The organism is Runella sp. MFBS21 (genome assembly GCF_029433105.1).
Classification (GTDB): Bacteria; Bacteroidota; Bacteroidia; order Cytophagales; family Spirosomataceae; genus Runella.
In genome coordinates this window covers 38,700-55,993 of sequence record NZ_JARNTW010000001.1, presented here as the reverse complement: position 1 = coordinate 55,993, position 17,294 = coordinate 38,700, and the positions used below count along the sequence as shown (strand labels likewise).

General features: G+C 43.7%; 8 protein-coding genes. All 8 read left to right on the top strand.

What is annotated here, in order from left to right; translation table 11 throughout:
- Positions 1-6: 6 nt before the first annotated feature.
- The 8 genes from P1X15_RS00155 to P1X15_RS00120 all read left to right on the top strand — a co-directional run bounded on the left by P1X15_RS00155 (position 7) and on the right by P1X15_RS00120 (position 17,203).
- Positions 7-2,613: an ABC transporter permease gene (locus P1X15_RS00155; protein ID WP_277336120.1), complete on the top strand. Its 2,607-nt coding sequence runs from the start codon at positions 7-9 to the stop codon at positions 2,611-2,613.
- Between the two features lie 190 nt (positions 2,614-2,803).
- The gene (locus tag P1X15_RS00150) at positions 2,804-3,157 is read left to right on the top strand and encodes a PadR family transcriptional regulator (RefSeq protein WP_028523456.1); all 354 of its coding nucleotides are present in this window, start codon (positions 2,804-2,806) and stop codon (positions 3,155-3,157) included.
- Between the two features lie 8 nt (positions 3,158-3,165).
- The gene (locus P1X15_RS00145) at positions 3,166-5,835 is read left to right on the top strand and encodes an ABC transporter permease (RefSeq protein WP_277336119.1); all 2,670 of its coding nucleotides are present in this window, start codon (positions 3,166-3,168) and stop codon (positions 5,833-5,835) included.
- A 403-nt stretch (positions 5,836-6,238) separates the two neighbouring features.
- Positions 6,239-6,568, top strand: coding sequence for a helix-turn-helix transcriptional regulator (locus P1X15_RS00140; protein WP_028523458.1), 330 nt, complete (start codon positions 6,239-6,241; stop codon positions 6,566-6,568).
- A gap of 3 nt (positions 6,569-6,571) precedes the next feature.
- Positions 6,572-9,190, top strand: a complete 2,619-nt coding sequence (locus P1X15_RS00135) for an FtsX-like permease family protein (RefSeq protein WP_277336886.1) — start codon at positions 6,572-6,574, stop codon at positions 9,188-9,190.
- Between the two features lie 19 nt (positions 9,191-9,209).
- Positions 9,210-11,840 carry an ABC transporter permease gene (locus P1X15_RS00130; protein WP_277336118.1) on the top strand — a complete coding sequence of 877 codons (2,631 nt, stop codon included), beginning with the start codon at positions 9,210-9,212 and terminating at the stop codon, positions 11,838-11,840.
- A 34-nt stretch (positions 11,841-11,874) separates the two neighbouring features.
- Positions 11,875-14,532, top strand: a complete 2,658-nt coding sequence (locus P1X15_RS00125) for an ABC transporter permease (protein ID WP_277336117.1) — start codon at positions 11,875-11,877, stop codon at positions 14,530-14,532.
- A gap of 34 nt (positions 14,533-14,566) precedes the next feature.
- Positions 14,567-17,203, top strand: a complete 2,637-nt coding sequence (locus P1X15_RS00120) for an ABC transporter permease (protein ID WP_277336116.1) — start codon at positions 14,567-14,569, stop codon at positions 17,201-17,203.
- The last annotated feature ends 91 nt before the right edge of the window (positions 17,204-17,294 follow it).

The window sequence follows — 17,294 nt, the reverse complement described above, 5'->3', positions numbered from 1 at the left end:
AACCATATGAAACACAAACCACCTGTTTGGATTGACAAATGGCTAAATTGTCTCCTTGCTCCACACCTGCGCGAGGAGATTCTAGGCGATTTGCACGAACGCTACGCTTTGCGCATTAAGCGACTCGGAGAAGGTAAGGCTCGGCAGCGCTATTGGCGTGATGCCCTAACTTATATACACCTTTCGAACATTAAACGTAAGTCTACTCAATATCCAACCACTTACTTATACAGCCCAACCATGATACGTAATTATTTCAAAATCGCTTTTCGTAACCTGTTGAAATACAAAGGTTACTCGTTTATCAACATCTTCGGTTTAGCAACTGGCATGGCCGTAGCGATGCTGATTGGCTTGTGGGTTTGGGACGAACTGTCGTTCAATAAAAGCCACAAAAACTACGACCGTATCGCCCAAGTATGGCAATTTGTGAATTTTGACGGGACGATTTCTTCGTACAATTCTGTCCCTATTCCAATGGCGGATGAACTGCGCAGTAAGTACCCTGATTTTCAGGCGACCAGCCTCTCCACTTATACCCGCGACGTGATTTTGGCGGTAGGTGACAAGAAATTGACCAAAAGTGGCAATTATGTCCAGCCCGACTTTGTGGATATGATGTCTTTCAAGATGTTGGCGGGTAGCGCTGATGGATTGAAAGACATTAACAGTATTCTTCTCTCCGAATCGGTGGCCAAAGCATTTTTTGGTACCGAAAATCCACTCAATAAAACCATTAGGATGGGCAACAAAACCGATGTAAAGGTGACGGGTGTGTATGAAGATTTGCCGTATAACAGCGATTTTCGAGATGTACTTTTTCTAGCACCTTGGGAATTGTTTGTGGCCAACGATGCTTATGTCAAAAGAGCGTTGGACGAATGGGATGAGAATTCATTTCAGGTATTTGCACAATTGAAAGAAGGAGCAAGTGCGGAGGCGGTGTCGGCCAAAATCAAGGATATTCGCATGAAGCGCAAAGACCCGCCTGGCTATAAGCCTGCCTTTTTCTTACATCCGATGAAACAGTGGCATTTGTACACCGACTTTAAAGACGGGAAAAACGCGGGTGGCATTGTTTACTTTGTTTGGCTTTTTGGTGCCATTGGGGTGTTTGTTTTGCTATTGGCCTGCATCAATTTTATGAACCTAAGCACCGCCCGTTCCGAAAAACGAGCCAAAGAGGTGGGCATCCGCAAGTCGGTTGGTTCGGTACGTGGCCAATTAATTTTTCAATTTTTGAGTGAGTCGTTTGTCATTACCCTCATTGCATTTGTAGTCGCATTGATTTTCACCCAACTCGCTCTTCCCTATTTCAATGAAATCGCAGATAAACGAGTTTCCATTTTATGGGCCAACCCTTGGTTTTGGCTACTGGGGTTAGGCTTTAGTTTGCTTACGGGGCTGATTGCAGGCAGTTATCCAGCACTCTATCTATCTTCCTTTCAGCCGATTAAGGTATTGAAAGGCACTTTCAAAGCATCGAGATTTGCCTCCGTTCCTCGCAAAGTGTTGGTCGTTTTTCAGTTTACGGTTTCAGTTACTTTAATCATTGGCATCATCACCGTTTTTCGGCAGATTCAACACGCCAAAGACCGCCCTTCAGGCTATGAGCGTAGTAGTTTGGTAGAAATCAACATGAATACGCCCGAACTCTACGCTCATTATGACGCCTTGCGGAATGATTTGCTTAATACGGGTGCAGTAGTCGAATTTGCGGAGTCGGGTGGTTCTATTACAGGTCAGTATGGCGGAACCACCAATATTTCTTGGAAAGGAAAAACGCCGAATACCCAACCGTTGTTCATGGCGAATCAAGTTACCCACGATTTTGGCAAAACGGTAGGCTGGAAAGTGATAGAGGGTCGTGATTTTTCAAGAAAGTTCTCTACCGATTCTTCGGCTATGATTATCAACGAAGCGGCATTGAAGCTAATGGGCTTCAAAAATCCCATCGGCGAAATCGTCCGAAGTGGTAAGGAATATAAAGTAATCGGGGTCATTAAAAACATGATTCGACAATCGCCTTTTGAGCCTGTTAACGCTGCTTTTTATACCATTAATTACAACGCAGTCAACACGATTAGCTTCAAACTTTCTTCTCAATTGGGGACAAGCAAGGCATTGGACAAAGTGGCTGCCGTATTCAAAAAATACAATCCCGAAGCGCCGTTTGAGTATAGTTTTGTGGATGAGGTCTACGGTCGGAAGTTCAGCGACGAAGAACGAATTGGCAAACTCGCGGCCTTCTTTGCCCTTTTAGCGATCTTGATTTCTTGTCTAGGGTTGTTTGGGTTAGCCTCGTTTATTGCCGAGCAACGTACCAAAGAAATCGGTATTCGAAAAGTGTTGGGAGCTAGTGTAGCTGGGCTTTGGCAAATGCTTTCCAAAGATTTTGCCTTACTGGTGTTGATTGCGTGCTTCATCGCAGCGCCAATTTCCTACTATTTGCTCAACGATTGGCTACAGCATTATGAGTACCGTACTAACCTATCTTGGTGGATATTTGTGGCGTCGGGTTTAGGAGCGATTGGAATTGCGTTGCTGACGGTTAGCTATCAAGCGATTAAAGCGGCTTTGATGAATCCGGTGAAGAGTTTAAAATCGGAGTAAAACCAATACGGGAGACTTTCCAAGTTTTTGAAACTTGGAAAGTCTTTTTTCCTTCAAGCTATCCATCAACGGACAATGTCTGTACGATTTCGGACACTGATTTTTGAAAATAGCTTCAACAAAGGTGGTTTTTGTTGTGGCACGATTATTTCATCTAAAAAATTGTATCTAATCAAAGACCGACCATTTTATGAGAAAAACGATACTGGGAGAACTCGAAGAACTGGTGCTACTGGTGGTTGCCGCTTGCAATGAAGACGTATATGGAATCCCCGTTATGGAGGAACTTCAGCAGCAAACGGGCCGCGACTTTACCATCAGCGCGGTACATACTACGCTGTATCGTTTGGAAGAAAAAGGCTTTTTGTCGTCCTCGGTGGGAGGGGCAACGGCCGAACGAGGAGGGAGGCGCAAGCGATTATTTGCGCTGACTGCCGCAGGTGGTGAAGTATTGCTGGAAATCCAACAAACCCGCACCCGCCTTTGGCAGTCGATACCGCAAGCTAAACTTGAACTCATGGGTTTATCAGCCAATCCGTTTTAAATGCCCGTATGAAAAAGTCAACCAACCCTTTGCCAGACCAACCTCCCCGCTGGGCCGATCAGCTTTTGGAATGGTTTGTTGCACCTCATTTACTGGAATACATTCAGGGTGACCTGCACGAAAACTTTCATAAGCGAGTAGCAAAAGTAGGCATCGCTCGCGCCCGCCGCGAGTACCTGTGGGCTGTATTCCATTGCCTTACTCCCTTTTTTACCAAACGACAAACCATCAAATCCAGTTATTCCAATCAACCCTCTACAGTCATGTTATCCAATTATTTAACCATCGCTTTCCGCAACTTGTGGCGGCAAAAGGCATTTACGGCCATCAATATCGTCGGTTTATCGGTAGGACTCGCTTCTTGCCTGCTGATTGTACTGTACGTGTTGCACGAATTGAGCTACGATAGCTACCATGCACACGCAGACCGCATCTATCGAATGACGATGCACGCGCGTATGGATGAAAAAGACATCAATTTAGCCTATTCAACGGGGCCTTCGGGACAAGCCCTGCTGCGCGAATCGTCAGGGGTAGAGGCTGTTACTCGACTGCGGAAAGAAGGGGCTTTTTTGGTCAAACATGGTCAGGACATCATAAAAGAGGAAAAAGTTGCCTTTGTGGATTCTAACTTCTTCTCCGTTTTTTCGCTTCCGATGATGAAAGGAAGCCCCAAAAATGCACTCGCTGAACCCAATACGGTGGTACTTACGAAAACAACTGCCCAAAAGTATTTTGGCAAGGCCGACCCCATCGGACAATCCCTTACTTTGGGCAATTTAGGGCTTTTTCGGGTAACGGGGGTTTGTGAAGATGTTCCCTCCAACACCCATTTTCACTACGATATGTTTGGGTCGTTTGAATCGGTCAAAACGGGGGATAAGTGGCTGGCGAGTGGAGCTTATACGTACGTACGACTTCGGGAAGGACATTCTCTGGCGCAGGTAGAAACCATCAGTCGGGGGTTTGTCAGTAAGTACATTGCGCCCGAAATCAAAGAGTTTTTTGGCATGGACTTTACCGAATTTCAGAAAAAAGGCAATCGTTTTGGTTTTCAATTTCAACCGATTACGGATATTCATTTGCGTTCTGATTTGGACGATGAATTAGAAGCCAACAGCGATGCTAAGTACGTCTATATCTTTTCGGTCATTGCGTTTTTTATTCTGTTATTGGCTTGTATCAATTTTACCAATTTATCAACGGCAGGTTCGGCCAGCCGCTCCAAAGAAGTCGGAATACGGAAAGTGTTGGGTTCGGTGCGGACGCAATTAGTTACTCAGTTTCTGACCGAGTCGGTCTTGCTTACTTTTTTTGCATTGGTACTGGCACTGGTTTTGGTCTTTTTGCTTTTACCTAGTTTCAATGTGTTATCGGGCAAACAGTTTACCGTCAATGACCTCGTCAATGGACGGCTTCTCATGGGAGCGGTGGTGTGTTCCTTGGTGATTGGTTTGTTGGCAGGAAGTTATCCCGCGTTTGTATTAGCCTCTTTTAAGCCCATTACGGTGTTAAAAGGTAAGTTGCAAATTGGCGGGCGGGGTGGTTGGTTGCGCAATGCCTTAGTAACCACGCAGTTTGTGGTTTCTATTGGGATGATTGTTGCGACCATCGTGGCCAATCGTCAAATCCAATTTATGCAAAACAAAAAAGTGGGATTTGACCGAGAACAAGTGCTGGTGCTGCACGATACGCACGTGTTAGGAGCCAAAGCTGATGCATTTAAAGCTGAACTGGCGAAATTATCATCGGTTGTGAAAGTGGCATCTGCTGGTTTTTTGCCAGCGGGACACACCAGTCAAAATGTTGACGGAGTTCAGATTCAGGACGGAGCACGTACCGCCACGCATCGTACCAAAGGGTACTACATCGACGAAGATTACTTGCCGACCTTGGGGATTGGCTTGGCGCAAGGGCGTAATTTTTCCAAAGCTTTTTCCACCGAAAACACTTCGGTTTTGCTCAACGAAGCCGCCGTTCGGACTTATGGCTTTAAAAATCCGATTGGTCAGCAAATTTCTACCGTAGGCGACGGCTCAGCGGGCAGTAAACGTACCTATACGGTGGTAGGCGTGGTCAAAGATTTTCATTTTGAATCCATGCACCAGCACATCGCTCCTTTGGTTATTTTCTACGGTAAAGACAACAATCAGCTTGCGTTACGCATTCAGACCAACGATATTCCGACGCTTCTCCAAAAGATAGAACAACAATGGAAAGCTACTACCGATAATCCGTTTGCGTATTCGTTCTTAAACGAACGTTTTAGCAAGATGTACCAATCGGAGCAGCATATCAGCCAGTTATTTGCCGTTTTTGCAGGCTTAGCCGTGCTGATTGCCTGTTTGGGGTTATTCGGATTGGCTGCCTTTACCACCCATCAACGCACCAAAGAAATTGGGGTGCGCAAAGTACTGGGTTCTTCCGTGACGGGAATTGTGACCTTGTTATTGACCGATTACCTCAAATTAATTCTCATTGCCACCCTCATTGCCTCGCCGATTGCGGGTTATACCATGAGCCAATGGCTACGCGATTTTGCCTACCGAATCGACTTGCCGTGGTGGGCTTTTGCGCTGGCGGGCGTGTTGGCTACGATCGTAGCGGTCTTGACCGTCAGTTATTTGGCCATCAAAGCGGCTTTGGTAAACCCCGTGAAGAGTTTGAAGGCGGAGTAATGGCGCAGACATTCCAAGTTTCAAAAACTTGGAATGTCTTTTTTCATCGACGGATAGACTTTCCAAGGTTCAGAAACGATAACATCCAAACTTGGAAAGTCTTTGGTCACCAGCGGACAAACCCTGTACGATTTCGGACACAGGTTTTTCAAAAGAGGCTGTCTCAAAAGTAACAGGTTACAAAATATTCTTTGGATTCAACCTCATCCCAACCCTTCTCCTGCTAGGAGAAGGGCTTTAAAAGTCCCCATCTCCAGAAAGGAGAGGGGGATTTAGGGGGCGAGGTTGAACAGATGCCGAAGATAATTTGGTTATACTAAGCTTTTGAAACAGCTGTTTTTTTCATGGCATGGTTATTTGTTTAGCAAATAATAATGAAATATTAAAACACGCTAACATACCCATGGGGCGCTCTTACTTAGGTGAATTTGAAGAATTGGTTTTACTCACGGTCGCTGTGCTGGAAGGGACAGCTTACGGCGTCACGATTGCGGCGGAATTAAAACAGCGGATGAACAACCGCCTCATCAGTCTGAGCGGGGTACACATTGCATTGTATCGCTTGGAAGAAAAAGGCTTTGTCGTATCTGAGCTCGGGGGCGCTACGTCCGAGCGTGGTGGGCGTCGAAAGCGCTTTTTCCGAATCACGGCATTGGGTAAACGTACCTTGGCCGAAATGCGACAAGTGCGTAATGAGCTGTGGGATGCTATTCCAAATCCTTCTTTTTCTTGAGTGATGGAAAAACAACCCAGTCCACCACGTTGGGCCGACCGATTTTTGGGTTGGCTTCTCCCTTCGGAGCTTTACGAAGAGCTGCTGGGGGATTTGCACGAGCAGTTTGCGTTTCAGGCCGAAGAGCTTGGAGCGCAGCGAGCCCGTTGGATGTATTTCTTTGAAGTGCTTCGTTTTTGTCGCCCTTATTTTCTGCGACGTCGTTTTAGTGCCCATTCTAAGTATTCAACCTCTTACACATACAGCCCTGCTATGATACGCAACTATTTCATAATCGCTTGGAGAAATATCCTCAAAAATAAGGCATTTAGCGTTATAAACATTACAGGTTTGTCGATAGGACTAACTTGTAGTTTGCTGATTTATTTATGGGTAAAAGATGAACTGCAAATTGACACATTTCATGAAAGAGGGGATAGAATTTATACCGTAACAAGTAAAGAATTTATTGATGGAAAAGCAACCGGCTATTACGATACGCCAGGGCTACTGGGCGAGGAGCTAAAAAGAACCATTCCAGAGGTAGAACTATCCTGCAATTGGAGCGGAGATGAGGCACGGACTTTTGCAGTAAAAGACAAAAAACTAAAATTTATCGGTGGATATAGTGGTGAAGATTTTTTTAAAATATTCTCTTATCCTTTCTTACAAGGCACTGTAAACGAATCACTTAAAACTCGCGAATCTATTTCAATTTCTGAAAAAATGGCGATTGCCTTATTTGGGAGTGCCGAAAAAGCCATCAATCAATCTATCAAATTTGATAATTACAAAGACCTTACTATCAAAGCCGTGTATGCAAACATGCCCGAAAGCTCATCTTTGAAGCTGGATTATTTGATAAGCTGGGAATTATTCAAAGAACGTGAGCCTTGGGTTTACGATTGGGATAATTCAGGCCCCGGAGCTTTTGTGTTATTAAAGAAAAATGCGGATGAAGCCAAGGTAAATGCCAAACTCAAACATTTCATTGGCAAGTTTTCAAAAGGTTATAAAACAGAAAACAATCACTTAGAGCTTGGCATTCAGCCATTCAAAGAAACATACCTCAATTCAAGATTTGAAAATGGAGAGACTGCGGGCGGGAGAATTGACTATGTAAAGCTATTTACGGTAGTGGCTATTATTATTTTGCTCATTGCCTGTATCAATTTCATGAATTTGAGCATTGCTCAATCCCTCAAAAGAGCCAAAGAAATTGGCGTAAGAAAGGCAATCGGAGCTGAAAAGTCATCTTTGGTTGGTCAGTTTATGGGTGAGGCTTTTATGTTTTCTGTTATTGCCCTATTTTTTGCTTTGACTGCCGCGGGCTTTATTCTCCCCAGTTTTAATAGTTTTACTAATAAGCAAATTGCTTTGCCTTACCACGAGCCATCATTTTGGTTATTTATTTTTGGATTATTACTCTTAGTTGGCTTACTATCAGGCTTATACCCATCACTTTTTTTGACCGCTTTTCGTCCTATAGCTGTTTTGAAAAATAATCTAAAAGTGAACCAAAACTCCATTTCCCTTAGAAAAGGACTTGTCATTTTTCAATTTACTTTATCTACGGTGTTTATTATAGGCACTTTGATTATTTCAAAACAAATCAATTTTATCCATTCAAAAAACATTGGGTATGAAAAACAAAACCTGATTTATTTACCTGTTACGGGCACGCTCAGCAAACAGTTTGAAGTTTTTGAAAATGAATTAAAGAAGATTGATGGAGTAGAGAGTTTGAGTAAGATTTCAAACCAATTTATAAGTAACGACAACACCACCGGAAGTGTAGAATGGCAGGGAAAAAATCCGAATTCAAGTCCCAACTTTAATCCAATAGCGGTAGAATACAATTTTGTAAATACGATGAAAGCCACCCTGCTTCAAGGTCGTGATTTTTCGAGAGAATTTGCAGATTCTACAAGTTACATAATCAATGAGGCTGCTCTGAAAATTATTGGCTACAAGTCGCCCATTGGTATGCCTTTGACGTTTTGGGGTAAGACAGGGCAAATAATAGGTGTAGTTAAAGATTTTCATTTCAATTCGATGCTTATGCCTATTGAGCCTATGATAATTCGACATTCAAATAAATTATCTCACGGATATTGCTTGATACGAATAGAGGGAGAACGTACCCAGGAGGCATTGAATGGAATCGAAACTATTCACAAAAAACTAAATCCCGACTTTCCATTTACCTATAAGTTTGTGGAAGCGGAGTTTGAAAATTTGTACAAAACGGAATCTTTGGTAAAAAGTCTATCTATAATTTTTGCCATCCTTGCTATCGCCATTTCCTGTTTGGGGCTACTCGGTTTGGTAATGTTTGTTACGGAGCAACGCACCAAAGAAATTGGAATCCGTAAAGTATTAGGCGCTACAGTAACCAATATCTGGACTTTAATCTTAAAAGATTTTGCGGTATTGGTCATTGTTTCTTGCCTAATCGCGGCACCCATTGCCTACTATTTTATGAATAACTGGTTGCAAAAATATAGTTATCGTACAGAAATAAACTGGTGGATTTTTGTGGCGGCGGGAGCAGGTGCCTTGGTGACCACATTACTTACCGTGAGTTTTCAGACCATCAAAGCAGCTTTGATGAACCCCGTAAAGAGCTTAAAATCAGAATAATTTTTAAAAGGCAAGCCCTATGCAAAACAAACCACCCGCTTGGCTTGACGCCTTGGTCAAACGATTCCTCCCTTCGGAGCTTTACGAAGAGCTGTTGGGGGATTTGCACGAGCAGTTTGCGTTTCAGGCCGAAGAGCATGGAGCGCAAAAAGCCCGTTGGATATATTTCTTTGAAGTCATCCGTTTTTGTCGCCCTTATTTTTTGCGACGTCGTTTTAGTGCCCATTCTAAGTATTCAACCTCTTACACATACAGCCCCACTATGATACGCAATTATTTCAAAATCGCATTTCGTAACCTGTTGAAACACAAAGGTTATTCGTTTATCAACATCTTCGGCTTGGCGACGGGCATGGCCGTAGCGATGCTCATTGGCCTTTGGATGTGGGATGAATTGTCCTACAACAAGTCCTTTAAAAATTACGACCGCATTGCTCAAGTGATGCAAAACGGATCAGTCAACGGAGATTTTTTCGCGGGAGGTCATATGCCAATTCCGTTGGGGAATGAACTGCAAACGATGTATGCAGCTGATTTTAAACATGTTGTGATGTCTTCATGGACGTATGAGCATATTTTGGCGTACGGCGACAAAAAGTTTACAAAACAGGGCAACTATTTAAGCCCCAATGCTCCAGACATGCTGTCGCTCAATATGCTCAAAGGCACCCGAACGGGCTTAAAAGATCCTTCATCTATTTTATTGTCTGAATCGGTGGCGACGGCCTTATTTGGCGAGGAAGAACCCGTTGGGAAACTGATGAAAATAGACAATAAATTGAACGTAAAAGTGACTGGAGTTTACGAAGACCTACCCTATAATAGCCATTTCAAAGATATGACATTCATTGCTCCGTGGGATTTGTACGTGTCGTCAGAAGCATGGGTAAAGCGGGCACAGGACAACGTAGAATGGAACAATAACTCGTGGGAAATGTTGGTACAGCTTTCGCCTACTGCTGATTTTGACGCCGTTACACAAAAAATCAAGGGCATCAAAATAAAGCATGTACCAGAAGTGGCTTCCTTTAAAAATGAAGTGTTCCTTCATCCGATGAGTAAGTGGCACTTATACACGGGCTGGGACAAAACAGGAAAGCCAGATGGCCGCATTCAGTACGTTTGGCTGTTTGGCATCATTGGTGTTTTTGTGTTGTTGCTGGCCTGTATCAACTTTATGAATTTAAGCACAGCCCGCAGTGAAAAGCGCGCCAAAGAAGTCGGCATTCGCAAAGCGGTGGGTTCGGTTCGTTCACAGCTAATCAGTCAATTCTTCAGTGAGTCGCTGTTGGTGGTGGCCTGTGCTTTTGTCGTCTCTTTGGTATTGGTGCTTTTGCTACTCCCAATTTTTAACGAAGTGGCCGACAAGAAATTGGCGCTTTTATGGGCTAACCCTATTTTCTGGTTGTTGGGTATTGGCTTTAGCGTCCTGACGGGCTTAATTGCGGGCAGTTATCCGTCGTTGTATTTGTCTTCTTTCCAGCCAGTAAAGGTTTTAAAAGGCACATTTAGGGCAGGGCGTTTTGCCTCAATTCCTCGCAAAGTGCTGGTAGTGATACAGTTTACGGTTTCAGTGACACTCATTGTTGGGACGACGATTGTGCTTCGTCAAATTCAATACGCTAAAAATCGCCCGATTGGCTACGACCGCAATGGGCTGATTACGGTAACGATGAATACGCCTGAGTTGTACCAAAACTATAATGCTCTCCGAGATGCGCTTATAAAGAGCGGCGGAGCCGTAGAAATGTCAACTTCATCTGCCCCCGCTACCAACCTAAACTCACAAAACGGCGGCTTTGACTGGGAGGGCAAAGACCCCAACTTTAAAGATAGCTTTGGAACCATTGCAGTGACGCACGATTTTGGAAAAACAATCGGGTGGCAATTTGTACAAGGGAGGGATTTTTCTCGAAAATTCTCGACTGATTCATCGGGCATGGTGCTTAACGAAACCGCTGTCCGTTATATGGGTTTGAAAGATCCAGTTGGTAAAATTGTTAAGTGGAACGGAAAACCTTTTCAAGTTGTCGGTGTGGTGAAAGACATGATGATGGGGTCTCCTTTTGAACCCGTTTATCAGACCGTTTTTATGATGGATTATGGGTGGGCCAACGTGATTAACGTCAAATTAAATCCTGCGTTGAGTGCGGGCGAATCGCTCAAAAAAATAGAAACCGTATTCCGAAAATTCAATCCAGGAAGCCCGTTTGACTATAAATTTTCTGACCAAGAATACGAACGAAAATTTGCGGCTGAAACGCGCATTGGGCAATTAGCGGGGATTTTTGCGGTATTGGCTATTTTCATTTCCTGTTTGGGCTTGTTTGGCTTGGCGTCGTTTGTAGCCGAGCAACGCACCAAAGAAATTGGTATCCGAAAAGTACTTGGGGCTACTGTTCCCAACCTTTGGGGCTTATTGTCCAAGGATTTTGTCGTGTTGGTGATTATCTCTTGTGTTATTTCTACGCCGATTGCGTGGTATTTCCTCAACGGTTGGTTGCAAAAATATACCTACCGCACCGATATTTCGTGGTGGATTTTTGTGGTTACGGCCATCTTGGCCGTCGGTATCACTCTCTTAACTGTGAGTTTCCAGACCATCAAAGCGGCTTTGATGAACCCCATAAAGAGCTTAAAATCAGAATAGTTTTTAAAAGAAAAGTAAGCAAAAGGCAAGCTCTATGCAAAACAAACCACCCGCTTGGCTCGACGCTTTGGTCAAACGATTTCTCCCTTCAGAGCTTTACGAAGAGCTGTTGGGAGATTTGCACGAGCAGTTTGCGTTTCAAGCCGAAGAGATTGGAGTGCAGAAAGCCCGTTGGATGTATTTCTTTGAAGTCATCCGTTTTTGTCGTCCGTATTTTCTGAAACGCCGTTTTCGTGCCGATTCTAAGTATTCAACCTCTTACACATACAGCCCCGCTATGATACGCAATTATTTCAAAATCGCTTTTCGTAACCTGCTGAAACACAAAGGTTACTCGTTTATCAACATCTTTGGTTTGGCAACGGGTATGGCCGTGGCCATGCTCATTGGACTTTGGGTTTGGGATGAACTGAGTTTTAACAAAAACTTCAAAAACTACGATCACATTGCTCAGGTTTACAATCACGTCACAGAGCCTTTGGATCAAAAACAAGTAGAGGGTAGTAGCCAACCACAACCAATGGCTAAAGTGTTACGAGAAAAATACGGACATATTTTCAAGCACGTGCTATTGGTGCACTGGGACGGTGAAACTACCTTAAGTGTGGGTAATGAAAATCATATCAGGAAAGGGCAGTTTTTTGAAAACGGAGTGATCGATATGTTTTCCTTAAAAATGCTCAAAGGCAGTAAAGAAAGCCTTAATGATCCACAAGGAATGATTCTGTCTGAATCAGCAGCTAAGTCTATTTTTGGCGATAAAGACCCAATTGGGGAAGCCATAAAATTAGACAATAAGTTTTATTGCAAAGTGAGCGGGGTATATGAAGATGCTCCCCAAAATTCTACGCTGGGCGGCATCCATTTTATCGGCAATTTTGAGTATCTCCGTAACAATGAGAAGTGGGTAAAAGGCAGCGAGGAGAATTGGAACAACAGCTCACAACGCATTTTTATACAAACGGCCGATAAGGTAACGATGGAGCAGGCCAATGCCGCGGTTAGAGATTTTTATTTGAAAGATGCACCGGATAGTTTTAAGGAACCGGCAAAAAAATACAAGGCCACACTTTACCTTAACCCCATGAAAAACTGGTATTTGTATTCTGAATTCAAAGACGGTTACCCTGCCACCGGGCGCATTACTTTTGTGTGGCTGTTTAGCATCGTGGGTGTATTTGTGTTGCTTTTGGCTTGTATCAATTTTATGAATCTAAGTACGGCCCGAAGCGAAAAAAGAGCCAAAGAAGTAGGCATCCGTAAGGCCGTTGGTTCGGTAAAATCACAGTTGGTCAACCAATTTTTGGGAGAATCGTTTTTGGTGGTAGGGTTGGCGTTTATTGTCATGCTGGGTATCGTTGGGGCATCTATTGGCTGGTTTAATGAGCTGGCTGATAAGAAAATAAACATTCCTTTCACTAACCCCTATTTTTTAGGAATCAGCTTTGCATTTCTTACCATTACAGCTTTATTATCAGGGTTTTATCCTGCCTTTTATCTGTCTTCATTTGAGCCTGTAAAAGTATTGAAAGGAACGATTCGCTTGGGAAAATACGCCTCTTTACCACGTAAAGTATTGGTAATAGTACAGTTTACGGTTTCGGTGGTGTTGATTATTGGCACTATCGTAGTATATCAGCAAATCCAATATGCTCAAAACCGTCCCGTGGGGTATGACAGAAGCAGTTTGGTGAGGATTTCGATGGACGACCCCAACTTTGAAAACAGTAAATTGGTGATGAAAGATAATTTACTGCGAAATGGCGTAGCGACAAACATAGCTTTTTCAAATATGCCCGTTACCTCCATATGGGACAATTGGGGTGGTTTTGATTGGAAAGGCAAAAATCCGGAAGCCCAATCCTATTTTTCAGTTACCCAATTAGACGAAGATTTTGGTAATACCATTCAATGGAAAGTGAAACAGGGGCGTAACTTTTCGAAAGAATTTGGTATGGATACCGCTGCTGTTATCATCAATGAATCGGCGGCCAAGTACCTGGCTTTGAAAAACCCAATAGGTGAGTATATAACTTCGACAGGTGATAACAAGCGCCGCTGGCAAATCATAGGGGTAATCGAAGATTTAGTGGCTGAGTCGCCTTACGAACCTGTAAAAATGGGGTTGTATATGTTACGAAATGTTCGTTCTTTAGGACAAATGCAAATAAAAATCAATCCTAATTTACCTATTTCAGAGGCACTCGCCAAAATAGAAGCTACCCAGAAAAAACTCGTTCCCTCAGCCCCATTCCGCTATTTTTTTGTGGATGAAGAATACAGTAAAAAGTTTACATCCGAGCAACGCATCGGCAAATTAGCTTTCCTTTTTGCCATTCTCGCTATTGCTATTTCCTGCTTAGGTTTATTTGGCTTGGCTTCCTTTATTGCCGAGCAGCGTACCAAAGAAATCGGAATAAGAAAAGTGTTGGGAGCAAGTATAACTAATTTGTGGGGTTTACTTTCAAAGGAATTTGTACTGTTGGTGGTTATCTCGCTTTTTATTGCGTCGCCAGTTGCGTATTACTTTATGAATAACTGGATTCAGAAATACAGCTACCATACCGCTATTTCATGGTGGATTTTTGTGGCGGCGGGTGCGGGAGCTTTGATAATCACGCTGCTAACCGTGAGTTTTCAAGCTATCAAAGCCGCTTTGGTGAACCCCGTAAAGAGTTTAAAATCAGAATAATTTTTAAAAGGCAAGTAAGCAAAAGGCAAGCCCTATGCAAAACAAACCACCCGCTTGGCTCGATGGCTTGGTCAAACGCTTTCTCCCTTCAGAGCTTTACGAAGAACTGTTGGGGGATTTGCACGAGCAGTTTGCGTTTCAGGCCGAGGAGTTTGGAGCGCAGCGAGCCCGTTGGATGTATTTCTTTGAAGTTATCCGTTTTTGTCGCCCTTATTTTCTGCGACGTCGTTTTAGTGCCCATTCTAAGTATTCAACCTCTTACACATACAGCCCTGCTATGATACGCAACTATTTTAAAATCGCTTTTCGTAACCTGCTGAAACACAAAGGTTACTCGTTTATCAACATCTTCGGTTTGGCGACGGGCATGGCCGTGGCGATGCTCATTGGTCTTTGGGTGTGGGATGAACTGAGTTTTAACAAAAATTTCAAAAACTACGACCTCATTGGGCGAATAATGGTGCACAATGGCGAAGGAACGTACATGACAAACCCCATTCCGTTGGCGGCCGAGTTGCGCGCGTCGTATGGTTCTGATTTTAAGTATATCGCCATGACTACCTCCACGCAGAAGTATGCTATATTGTCGGGGGATAAAAAGTTCTTTCAATCAGGGAGTTTTATGCAGCCCGATGCCCCCGAATTGTTTGGGCTAGACATGGTGTATGGAACCCGCGCGGCGCTTAAAGACCCTCATTCGGTTTTACTTTCTGAATCACTCGCTAAAAAGCTTTTTGGGGAAGAAAATCCGTTGGATAAAATCGTAAAGATAAAAAATCGGATGGAGGCAAAAGTGGCGGGCGTGTATAAGGATTTGCCCAAAAACTCGGAATTTCAAGACCTGACCTTTATCGGGCCGTGGGATTTACTGGCATCTTTTATGAGTTTTATGAAAGAGCAAGAAAACGATTGGAACGATAATTCATACAAGATTTATGTACAGCTTGCTCCTCAAGTTGACTTTGCGGGTGTTTCGGCCAAAATTAAAGACATAAAACGGAAACATTTGGATGCAAAACGCGTCGCGTACAATCCCGAATTGTTTGTTCACCCGATGAGCCAATGGCATTTGTATTCCAAGTTTGCCAACCGAAAAAGCGTGATGAGCGACCAGCTCGAATTTATTTGGCTGTATGGTATTATTGGCGTGTTTGTGCTGTTGTTGGCTTGCATTAATTTTACGAACCTGAGTACTGCCCGTTCCGAAAAGCGCGCCAAAGAAGTCGGGATTCGGAAGTCGATGGGGTCGCTTCGCCAACAATTGATTGCGCAGTTTTTCGGCGAATCGTTCTTGGTTGTTTTTATTGCCTTGGGTTTTGCGTTGCTTTTGGTGCAACTGGCGTTGCCTTTTTTCAATGAGTTGGCCGATAAAAAAATAACAATGTTATGGTTAAACCCTGTTTTTTGGCTGTCGGTGCTGAGCTTTAGCGTATTGACGGGCTTATTGGCGGGGAGCTATCCTGCGTTTTACTTGTCTTCTTTTCAGCCGATAAAAGTGCTCAAAGGAATCGGTTTCCCGTCGTCGCGTTTGCGGAGAGGAGCCTTTGCCCCGACGCCACGGAAAATTTTGGTAGTGATACAGTTTACGGTTTCCATTGTGCTAATCATTGACACAAGTGTTATTTATCTCCAAATCCAGCACGCAAAAAACCGAAACGTGGGTTACGATAAAGAAGGGCTGATGGCCGTCTATATGATTACGCCCGACCTTTACCAAAACTACGAAGTGATTAAAAACGAGTTACTTCAGTCGGGAGCGGTGTCCAACTTGGCTGTTTCTTCTTCTCCGATTACGGATGTGTGGGAAAACCAAAGTGGGTTTGAATGGAAAGGTAAAGCCCCAGGCTTTGAAGATAATTTTGCGACTTTCCGAGTGACGCACGATTACAGCAAAATCGTAGGGTGGCGCTTTCGGGAAGGACGCGATTTTTCCAAAAAGTTTTCAACAGACTCTTCGGCCATTGTCATCAATGAGACGGCCGTAAAGTACATGGGCTTGAAAAACCCCATTAACGAAACCGTAAAATGGAACGGGAAAAGCTACGAGGTGATTGGTGTAATCAAAGACATTGTGATGGGATCGCCCTTTGAGCCGATATTGCCTACGGTGTTTTTGTTGGATTACAACAACCAATACACGATTAACATCAAACTAAATCAGACAATGGCCACTTCTACCGCCGTTGGCAAAATAGCCGAGGTGTTTCAAAAATACAATCCTGCGGTGCCGTTTGATTACAAATTTGTGGATGGGGAATATGCCAAAAAATTTGCCAATGAAGAACGTTTGGGTAAAATAGCCTCCATTTTTGCCATTTTAGCGATATTCATCAGTTGCTTGGGCTTGTTTGGGTTGGCGTCGTTTGTGGCCGAACAACGCACCAAAGAAATGGGGGTACGCAAGGTACTTGGTGCAACGACTGCCAATTTGTGGGGCTTATTGTCGAAAGACTTTGTGGTGTTGGTGGTTCTCTCGTTGCTTATTGCGTCGCCCATTGCGTATTATTTTATGAGCCAATGGCTAGAAAAATACACCTACCGTACCGAGATTTCGTGGTGGATTTTTGTGGTTACGGCCATCTTGACCATCGGTATCGCACTCCTAACAGTCAGCTATCAAGCCATTAAAGCGGCGTTGATGAACCCCGTGAAAAGTTTAAAATCAGAATAAACGTATTTTGTTGTAGAGACGTTGCATGCAACGTCTCCACGCATGCAACGTCTCTACGCATACAACGTCTCTACGCATACAACGTCTCTAC